General features: G+C 70.8%; 9 protein-coding genes. 3 read left to right on the top strand and 6 right to left on the bottom strand.

Annotated elements, in window-relative coordinates; translation table 11 throughout:
* Positions 1-72 precede the first annotated feature (72 nt).
* Positions 73-915, bottom strand: coding sequence for a sigma-70 family RNA polymerase sigma factor (locus tag IEZ13_RS11535; protein ID WP_183221099.1), 843 nt, complete (start codon positions 913-915; stop codon positions 73-75).
* Positions 912-1283 carry a VOC family protein gene (locus IEZ13_RS11540; RefSeq protein WP_183221101.1) on the bottom strand — a complete coding sequence of 124 codons (372 nt, stop codon included), beginning with the start codon at positions 1281-1283 and terminating at the stop codon, positions 912-914. The genes IEZ13_RS11535 and IEZ13_RS11540 overlap by 4 nt, the downstream gene beginning before the upstream one ends.
* A gap of 60 nt (positions 1284-1343) precedes the next feature.
* On the opposite strand from IEZ13_RS11540, the gene IEZ13_RS11545 reads away from it, so the two are divergent.
* Positions 1344-2132, top strand: a complete 789-nt coding sequence (locus IEZ13_RS11545) for a sulfite exporter TauE/SafE family protein (protein WP_229794628.1) — start codon at positions 1344-1346, stop codon at positions 2130-2132.
* Here IEZ13_RS11545 and IEZ13_RS11550 read toward each other — a convergent pair.
* Positions 2064-2711 carry a TetR/AcrR family transcriptional regulator gene (locus IEZ13_RS11550; RefSeq protein ID WP_183221103.1) on the bottom strand — a complete coding sequence of 216 codons (648 nt, stop codon included), beginning with the start codon at positions 2709-2711 and terminating at the stop codon, positions 2064-2066. The genes IEZ13_RS11545 and IEZ13_RS11550 overlap by 69 nt on opposite strands.
* 67 nt (positions 2712-2778) lie before the next feature.
* Between IEZ13_RS11550 and IEZ13_RS11555 the strand changes: the two genes are divergently transcribed.
* The gene (locus IEZ13_RS11555; protein ID WP_183221105.1) at positions 2779-3783 is read left to right on the top strand and encodes a hypothetical protein; all 1005 of its coding nucleotides are present in this window, start codon (positions 2779-2781) and stop codon (positions 3781-3783) included.
* A gap of 36 nt (positions 3784-3819) precedes the next feature.
* On the opposite strand, the gene IEZ13_RS11560 is transcribed toward IEZ13_RS11555, so the two are convergent.
* The 3 genes from IEZ13_RS11560 to IEZ13_RS11570 form a co-directional block, all read right to left on the bottom strand.
* A complete protein-coding gene (locus IEZ13_RS11560; RefSeq protein ID WP_183221107.1) occupies positions 3820-5424 on the bottom strand; it encodes a methyl-accepting chemotaxis protein in 1605 nt (534 codons plus the stop codon).
* Positions 5424-6506 carry a multiple monosaccharide ABC transporter substrate-binding protein gene (gene chvE, locus IEZ13_RS11565; protein ID WP_275408362.1) on the bottom strand — a complete coding sequence of 361 codons (1083 nt, stop codon included), beginning with the start codon at positions 6504-6506 and terminating at the stop codon, positions 5424-5426. The genes IEZ13_RS11560 and chvE overlap by 1 nt, the downstream gene beginning before the upstream one ends.
* 75 nt (positions 6507-6581) lie before the next feature.
* Positions 6582-7748 (bottom strand): serine hydrolase domain-containing protein, encoded by a 1167-nt coding sequence (locus IEZ13_RS11570; protein WP_183221109.1) that lies wholly within the window; start codon positions 7746-7748, stop codon positions 6582-6584.
* Positions 7749-7861: 113 nt separating this feature from the next.
* Here IEZ13_RS11570 and IEZ13_RS11575 point away from each other — a divergent pair, with 113 nt between their 5' ends.
* Positions 7862-8650, top strand: a complete 789-nt coding sequence (locus IEZ13_RS11575) for a bestrophin-like domain (protein WP_183221110.1) — start codon at positions 7862-7864, stop codon at positions 8648-8650.
* Positions 8651-8695 lie beyond the last annotated feature (45 nt).

The raw sequence follows: 8695 nt of genomic DNA on the forward strand, positions 1-8695 counted from the left end.
ACGAGGCGAGTGCGGTTGGCGGCAAACAATGTCATGCGCGCACCGTACCAGGACCGGCCGCCCGGGCGCGGCCTAGTGCAGAGCGGCGAGTTTCGCCGGGTCGGTGATGATGTGGATGGCGGTGATCCGGCCTTCGGCGACCTCGAAGGCGACGGCCGAGAGCGGTGTTCCGTCGGCACGCAGGGAGATGTGCCCGGGACGGCCGTCGAGCAGCACCGGACGATGGCTGGCCACCTCACCGGAGAACCTGCGGGCGCCGGCCGCGACCTCGGTGGCGCCGATGGTGACGATCATGCCGTCGGGCGTGTCCACGGTCAGTTTCACGTTCGGGTCCAGGACCCGCAGGAGCGCCTCGAAGTCGCCGGCGAGGGCGGCGGCCCGGAACGCCGCGACCACCTGCCGGTACTCGCGGCCGGGGCCCGCCGGCCGGTCCGTGGCACGGACCTTCCGGCGGGCGCGGCTGGCGATCATCTTGGTGGCGTCGGGCGACTTCCCGAGGATCTGCCCGATCTCCTGGAACGGCACCGCGAACATGTCGTGCAGGACGAACGCCAGCCGTTCGCTCGGGGTGAGCGAGTCGAGCACCACGAGCAGGGCGACGCCGACCGCGTCGGCGAGCAGCGCCTGCTCGTCCGGCGCGGGCTCGTCGGCGGGCGTCACCACGAGGCCGTACTCGCTCTCGGGGTGTGCCCGCCGGGATCGCAGCAGGTCCAGGCTGAGGCGGCCGACGACCGTGGTCAGCCACCCGGCCAGGTTGTCGATGGCCGTCGCGTCCTGGCGGACGAGGCGGATCCAGGCCTCCTGGACCACGTCCTCGGCGTCGGCGTGCGAGCCCAGCATCCGGTACGCGACGGCGCGCAGCCGGTCGCGCTGGGCTTCGAACATCTCGGCCAGGCCGGACGGCTCATCGGTCATCGGGCGTGCCGCTCCCGGAGCGCGATCCGGTTGCCGTCCGGGTCGATGGCCTCGACGCGGACGCCGAACGGATAATCCGCGGGTTCGCCCTCGAAGGCGACGCCGCGCCCCCGCATGGCGTCGAAATCCTTGCGCAGGTCGTCGGATTCGAGGAACACCGGGCTGGGCGTGCCCGGGTTCCCGGCGGCCGGCGGGTACGGCCAGAGGAGCAGTTGCACGGGGCTGCCGGGGACGCCGACGGTGAGGAAACGGCCCTGGGGCCCCGGGTGGTCGATGCGCTTCTCCAGGCCGAGGCCCTCGGTGTAGAACTCGAGCGCGCGGTCCTGGTCGGTGACGTTGATCGTCACGTACATGAGGTTGATCAGCATACCCACATGACGAGCGCCGCCGGGGAAAGGTAACAGGGCCCGGTCACTAATATGTCGATCATGCTGAGCTGGCAGACCGGACTCAGTGGTTTCCTCGCCGGGCTGCTGATCTCGATCGTCACCGCGCCGGTCGGTGTGTCGGGCGCGGTGTTCCTGCTGTCGGTCCAGCTCAGCGTGCTGAACGTGCCCAGTCCGGCGGTCACCCCCACGAATCTGTTGTACAACGTCGTCTCCGGGCCGGGTGCGCTGGCCCGGTACCGCCGCAACGGGCAGCTCACCGGTCCGCTCGCCCGGCTGCTGATCGCCGGCACGGTCCCCGGCGTGGTCCTGGGCGCGCTGATCCGGGTCTTCGCCATCCCCGGACCCCGGGTCTTCCGGCTGGTCGCCGCCGCGGTGCTGCTTCCGCTGGGGCTGTGGCTCTGCGCCCGGGCGGTGCGCCCCGGCGTCCGCGACCGGCCGGCGCTGTCGCGGCGCACCATCCTCGGTTTGAGCATCGTCACCGGTACGGTCGGCGGCATCTACGGCATCGGCGGCGGCTCCGTCCTCGGCCCGATCCTGGCCGGCCGCGGCACGCCGATGTCCCGGATCGCGCCGGCTGCCCTGGCCTCCACGTTCGTCACCTCGATCGTCGGCGCGGCCACCTACGGCATCCTCGCCCTGGTCACCACCGGTGACATCGCCCCGTACTGGGCGCTCGGCCTGCTCTGCGGGGCCGGCGGTCTGCTCGGCGGCTACCTGGGCGCCCGGCTCCAGCCCTACCTGCCGGAGCGGGTCCTGCGCCTACTGCTGGGCGCGCTCGCCACCGCCCTCGCGGTCCTCTATCTGGTCCAGGGCCTGACCCTGGTCTGAGCCGCGGCCGTGGACGAGCGGCAGGAACACCTCGTCCACGATCTCGACCAGCACCGCGTCGGGCACGGAGGGGTGGCCGCGCATCGCGTACTCGGCGCGCAGCAGCATCATCGGCGTCGTGGCGACCCGGGGGTGCGCGGCCGCGGTCGGCGCCTCGCCCCGCGCGGCCGCCCGGCGCAGCATGGTGAGCCAGGCCCGGTCCATGGTGTCGGCGCCGGAGCGCTCGCGCATGTGGGTGAGCAGTTCCGGGTCGTCGGCCGCGGCGGCGAGCAGGCCGCGCAGGATGGCGCCGTACGGCGAGGACCACGTCTGGTTGGCCCGTCGCAGCATCTCCAGGGCGTCGCCGCGCAGGCTGCCGGTGTCCGGGTCGGGCATCACGGCGTCGGTGAGGTGGCGGTAGGCCGCGATGCCGAGCGCGGCCCGGTGCGGCCACCTGCGGTAGATCGCGTTCTTGTTGGTCCCGGCCCGGGCTGCGACCCGGTCCATGGTCATCCCCGCATACCCGGACTCGCGTAGTTCCTCCGCTGCCGCGCGCAGGATCGCCTGCTCCAGTTCCTCGCCCCGGCGCCTCGTGCTCACGCCTTGCAGGGTACTGCACGTACCCTATACGGTACGCGCCGTACCTTAGAGCGAAGGGAACCCGCTGATGCGCGTCTTCGGCATGAACTACGACACCGGCTTCGTCAGCGCCGGCTCCACCACCCACGAGCCTTTCGACCCCGAGACGGTACGGCGTGACCTGCACGTCATCCGCGATGAACTGCACTGCGACGCCGTCCGCGTCAGCGGCGGAATCCAGGACCGGCTGGAACTGACCGCCCGTCTGGCGGCCGAAGCCGGCCTCGAGGTCTGGTACTGCCCGTTCACCAACGGCCTCGACCGTGACCAGTTGATGGCGTTCCTGCTCGACGGGGCCGAGCGGGCCGAGCGGCTGCGGCAGGCCGGTGCCCCGGTCGTCTATCTCACCGGCTCCGAGATCGCCATGTTCACCGACGGCTTCCTGCCCGGTCGCGACCTGCCCGAACGCATGGCCCTGTTCGCCGACCCGATGCGGATGCGGGAGGCGATCCCGGCCGCCCGCGCCGCGGTCCGCGACTTCCTGGCCGAGGCGGTGCCCGCCGTGCGCGAACGGTTCGGCGGCCCGATCGGTTACGCCTCGATCCCCCTCGAGGACGTCGACTGGTCGCTGTTCGACATCATCGCCAGCGACGCCGGTTACCGGGACGCCACCAACGCCGCCGCCTTCCCGCAGAGCCTGGCAGCCGCGGTGGGCCAGGGCAAACCCTACGCGGCCACCGAGTTCGGCTGCTGCACGTTCCGCGGCGCGGCCGCCGTCGCGGGGGCGTCCGAGCCGGTGACGTACGACGAGCACGGCCGTGCCGCGAAACTCACCGCCGGCCTGGAACGCGACGAGCAGGAGCAGGCCCGGTACGTGATGGACCTGCTGCACGACTACGAGGCCGGTGGCGTGGAGGCGGCGTTCGTCTACACCTTCGCCAACCGTCACCTGCCGACCACCGGCGACCCGGCCCACGACTTCGACCTGGCCGCCCGCGGCATCGTCCGGGTCCTGCCGGACGGCTCCTGGACCCCGAAGGCCGCCTTCCACGCCCTGGCCGCATACGGCCGCGGCCGGCGAGGCCTCGAATAGGCCCGCCGGTCGCGGTCAACTTCACGGTCGGAGCGATCAGGTACGGAAGCGCGCCACCAGGGTCTGCAACTCGTTGGCCATCGTGCTCAGCTCGGTGACCGCCTGCCGGGACTGGGCGGCACCCTCGGTGGTCCGCTCGGAGGCGGACGCCAGCCCGGCCACACCGCCCGCGATGGTCTCCGCGCCGTCGGCGACCGCGGTGATGCCGCGGTTCATCTCGGCGGTGGTGGCGGTCTGCTCCTCCACCGCCGAGGCGATGGTGGTCTGGAAGCTGTTGATCTGCTCGATCACCGAGGTGATCTGGCTGATCGCCTCGACCGCGCCGGCGGTGTCGGACTGGATCGCCGCGACCCGGCGGGTGATGTCCTCGGTGGCCCGGGCGGTCTCCTGCGCGAGGTCCTTCACCTCGGAGGCCACCACGGCGAACCCCTTACCGGCCTCGCCGGCACGCGCCGCCTCGATGGTGGCGTTGAGGGCGAGCAGGTTGGTCTGCTCGGCGATCGCGGTGATCGCCTGCACCACGCTGGCGATCTCCGCCGACGAGGCGCCCAGCTTGTCGATGTGCACGCTGGTCGACCGGGCCACGTCCACGGCCTGGTTGGCGACGTCGGCCGCCCGGGAGGTGCTCTGCGCGATCTCCCGGATCGACTCGGCCATCTCCTGCGCGCCGGCGGCGACCGCGCCGACGTTCGACGACACCGAGGCGGCGGCGCCGGACATGTCACGGGCCTGCGTGGACGAACCGGCGGCGGTCTCCTCGATGGCCCCGGCCGTCATGGTCATCTCCTCGGCGGCGGCCGCCAGGGTGTGCGCCGAGGCGGCGGCCTGGGCGACGACCGTACGCATGTTGAGCTGTGCCTCGTCGAGAGCCTGCGCCATCTGGCCGACCTCGTCGTTGGACTTGACGTCCGCGGTGACCGTCAGGTCGCCGTCGGCCATCGCCTTGAGCGCGGCACGCACGCGCTCCAGCGGCCGGGTGATGGAGGTGACGATGATCCGCGCGATCACGATGAGTACGAACGTGCCGACCAGGGCGCTGATGATCAGGACAAGCTGTGCCTGGTCCCGGGTGTCGGCGGCCTCCTGGGTCGCCTCGGCGACCCGGGCGGCGAACAGCGCACGCTCGTTCTCCAGCACCGCGCTCGTCAGGTAGTTGTCGACGTCGATCTGTTCCCACGCCAGGCGGGCCTCGGCCTGGTCGGCCACCGCCCCGCTGACGAACCGCTCGATCACCTGGGTGTAGTCCTGGTAGACCGCCTGAATCCGGCCGACGGCCGCGGTCAGGTCGCTGTCGAGCTCGACGGACTCGAGGTCGCCCAGCAGCTTGTCGGCCTCGCCGAGGCGGGCCTTGAGCAGCGCGGTCTGCTCGCCGGCATCGCCGCGGGTGATCGCCTGGAGGCCGTTGACCTTGAGTTCGCTGGCGACCCGGTCGAGGCGCAACACGATCGCGCTGGCGGCGTTCAGGCGGGTGAGACGTTCCGCGGTGTCGTCCGCCACGTGGTTGTTGTAGAGGGTCACGCCGACGCAGGCGCCTACGGCGAGCACGCCGGCCCCGACCAGGGCGGTCAGTTTCGCCCAGACCGGGGCGTCTCGGAGAGCGCTGTTCTTCAGCACCTCGGGCTTCCTTTCGGTGGCGTTCATCACGCGGCGATCTGCTCGGCGGTGTAGTACCCGCCGTCGACGAGGACGCGCTCGTAGTTCGACTGGTCCACGTTCACCGGCTGCAACAGGAAGGTCGGCACGATCTCGACCCCGTTGTGGTACTGCTTGGTGTCGTTGACCATCGGCTTCTCATCGGTGAGCACGGCGTCGGTCATCTGGACGGCGACCTTCGCCAGCTCGCGGGTGTCCTTGTAGACCGTCTGGGTCTGCTTACCGGCGGCGATCAGCTTCACCGAGTCCAGCTCGGCGTCCTGCCCGGTCACCACCGGCAGCGGACGGCCCTTGGTGCCGTAGCCGGCCTCCTCGAGGGCGGCCAGGATGCCGCGGGCGATCCCGTCGTTGGGTGCCAGGACCGCGTCGACCTTGGCGCTGCCGTAAGCGGACTTCAGCAGCCCGGCCATCCGCTTCTGCCCCACCGCGTTGTCCCAGCGCAGGATCCCGACCCGCTCGAACTTCGTCTCGCCACTGCGCACCACCAGCTTGCCGGAGGAGATGTACGGCTTGAGCACGCTCATCGCCCCGTTGAAGAAGAAGGTGGCGTTGTTGTCGTCGGGCGACCCGGCGAACAGTTCGATGTTGAACGGGCCCTTCGCGGTCTTCAGCTTGAGCGCGTCCACGATCGCGCCGCCCTGCTCGACACCGACCTTGTAGTTGTCGAACGTCGCGTAGTAGTCGATGTCGCCGCTGTCGCGGATCAGCCGGTCATAGGCGATCACCGGGATGTCGGCGCTGGCCGCCTTGGAGAGCACGCTCTTGAGGGCGGTGCCGTCGATCGCGCCGATCACCAGGGCGCTGACCTTCGCGTCGACCATCGCGTCGATCTGGTCGACCTGCCGCTGAATGTCGTCGTCGGCGTACTGCATGTCGGTGCGGTAGCCGAGCAGCTCGAACTGCTTCACCATGTTCTCACCGTCAGCGATCCACCGCTCCGACGTCTTCGTCGGCATGGCGAGCCCGATGACGCCGCCCGGGGCGGCAGTCGTCGTCTCGCCATCGCCGCCGCATGCTGCCGTCGTAGCCAGCAACGCCGCCGTCGCCGCCCATGCCACCCATCGTGCCACCGGAACTCCCCCTGTTCGCGTCGAAGCCGGCTCTTCCGGCTCCGACCCGTAAATCGGCCGCGGCGTACCCCGGCTTTAGGGGTTATCCGGCCCCGTGAGCAACGTGGCGATCCGGTCGGCGATGGTCCGGGCCGAGTTCACCTCCGTGGTGGTACGGCCGCGGGTGGCGGCGACCGCGATGGCGATGTCCCGGCCGGGCAGATAGGCCTGTACGGCGGAGTAGCCGGCGAACGACGGGTCCTGCTTGATCCAGCCGTCCTGGACGTCGATGCCGAGCCCGTAGTGGCGCTGTTCGGTGTGGTGGACGCAGATCGTCGCCGGGCAGGTGCGGGTGGGGCCGCCGAGGCCGACGGTGCCGGGGTCGAGCAGGGTGCGCTGGGCGCGGGCGGACAGCAGCCGGCCGGTGCCGACGGCGCGTGCCGAGGTGGCGAGGTCGCAGATGTCGGAGGTGAGGATGGCGCCGTGGGCGGTGGTCCAGGACGGGTTCCAGTAGGTGGAGTCCTCGAACCGGCCGCGTTCGGTGGTGTAGGCGTGCAGGACCGGGCCGGGAATGACGGCGTCGTCGGTGCTGACGGTGGTGGTGAGGCCGAGCGGCTCGACGATGTTCCGGTGGATCAGACGGTCCAGTGGGGTGCCGGTGACGCGTTGCAGGATGCGGCCGAGGATGACGAAGTTGGCGTGTGAGTAGCTCCAGTTGGTGCCGGGCTCATACCAGAGCGGCCGGGTCAGGGCGATGTCGATGAGCTGCTGTTCGGTCCACCGCTGGAACGGGTCGGCGTAGAGCTTGTCGATGAACGGCTGGTAGGTGACGTAGTCGGGGTAGCCGGAGGTGCTGCTGCCGAGCATGCGCAGGGTGACCTTGTCGGCGCGCGGCAGGTCCGGGTACCAGCGGGCGATCGGCTCGTCGAGGTCGACGACACCCTGCTCGGCCAATTGCAGGAGCAGAACGGTGAGGTAGGTGATGCCGACCGCTCCAGTCCGGAACCGCATGCCGGTGGTGGCCGGGACGCCGGCCATGGACTGCCCGATGGCGGCGGTCACGACCTCCTTCCCGCCGACGGTGACCCGGACGATCGTCGCGCTGAGGCCGAGTTCGCGTCCGGCGGCGCGGGCGATGTCCACGATCGTCGCGGCGGTGCCGTGCGGGCGCGCGGACGGCGCGCATCCGCCTTCCGCGGCGCTGGCCGGGACGGCCAGGCCGAGGGTCGCGGCTACCAACGTGGACAGGACGGCACGTCGCATTCGCCCATTGTCGGGGACGGGATCTTGCGGCGCCGGAGATCGGGAAAAGGCGTCCGGCCGGCGGCCGCCGGACAAGAATGCCCAGGGGGACCTGGTCGGAGGGATGCGGCACGATGGCGAAGTGGCTCGCGGCCGAGGTGCCGGAGTGGCTCCTCCTGATCCTGCTGGTTATCGGGTTGCCGGTGTTCATGCTGTTGCTGGAATCCCTGGTGCACCGGTGGCTGCCGCATTGGCGGCGGGGCGAGCACAATGACGCGACCGGGATCATGCTGTCCGCGGCGGCGGTGGTGTATTCGGTGGCGATCGGCCTGTGCGTGGTGACGTTGTGGGAGAAACGCAGCGAGGCCCGGGCGGCCACCGAGGCGGAGGCGATGAATCTGGCCGCGATGGCCGAGGCGAGCCGGGTGTGTGATCCGGCGGTGCAGGCGGCGATCGACGAGGTCGTGCTGGAATACAACCGGGGTGTTCTGGAGAACTGGTCGAACCGGACCCACGGCGAGGCGGCGCCGGTGGTCGGTGAGGCGCTCGATTCGCTGGCGTCGACAATCGCTACGATCACGCCGCACACCGATGCGGAGCGTGCGTTCGTGCTGGACGCGGTGCGGCGGCTGGCGACGGCGACGGAGCTGCGGGCCGACGCCGTACGCCTGGCCCATGAGCAGCAGTTGCCGGATGTCGTGTGGATCTCCGTGCTCACCGGCTCGGTGGTCGTGCTGTCGTTGTGCGTGACCTGCGGCGTCCGGGACGGCTGGCTGCGCCGCGTCCTGATCGCCGGGGTGGCCGCCACGATCGGGGTCAACGTGTTCCTGGCCGTGGAGCTGAACTACCCGTTCGAAGGCAGGGTCAGCATCCGTCCGCACAGCTACCGCCACGTCGTGGAGCTTCTGGAGTCCCGCGAGTGAAGGCCGTTCCGGTTGCCCGGTAACACGAAAATTGCTCGCGTTACT

The organism is Actinoplanes campanulatus (genome assembly GCF_014647795.1).
GTDB classification, from domain to species: domain Bacteria; phylum Actinomycetota; class Actinomycetes; order Mycobacteriales; family Micromonosporaceae; genus Actinoplanes; species Actinoplanes campanulatus.

Bases quoted from the DNA above. Each gene is read 5' to 3' on its own strand.
- IEZ13_RS11535 (WP_183221099.1), bottom strand. From the start codon at position 915: ATGACCGATGAGCCGTCCGGCCTGGCCGAGATGTTCGAAGCCCAGCGC.
- IEZ13_RS11540 (WP_183221101.1), bottom strand. From the start codon at position 1,283: ATGCTGATCAACCTCATGTACGTGACGATCAACGTCACCGACCAGGAC.
- IEZ13_RS11545 (WP_229794628.1), top strand. From the start codon at position 1,344: ATGCTGAGCTGGCAGACCGGACTCAGTGGTTTCCTCGCCGGGCTGCTG.
- IEZ13_RS11555 (WP_183221105.1), top strand. From the start codon at position 2,779: ATGCGCGTCTTCGGCATGAACTACGACACCGGCTTCGTCAGCGCCGGC.
- IEZ13_RS11560 (WP_183221107.1), bottom strand. From the start codon at position 5,424: ATGAACGCCACCGAAAGGAAGCCCGAGGTGCTGAAGAACAGCGCTCTC.
- IEZ13_RS11570 (WP_183221109.1), bottom strand. From the start codon at position 7,748: ATGCGACGTGCCGTCCTGTCCACGTTGGTAGCCGCGACCCTCGGCCTG.
- IEZ13_RS11575 (WP_183221110.1), top strand. From the start codon at position 7,862: ATGGCGAAGTGGCTCGCGGCCGAGGTGCCGGAGTGGCTCCTCCTGATC.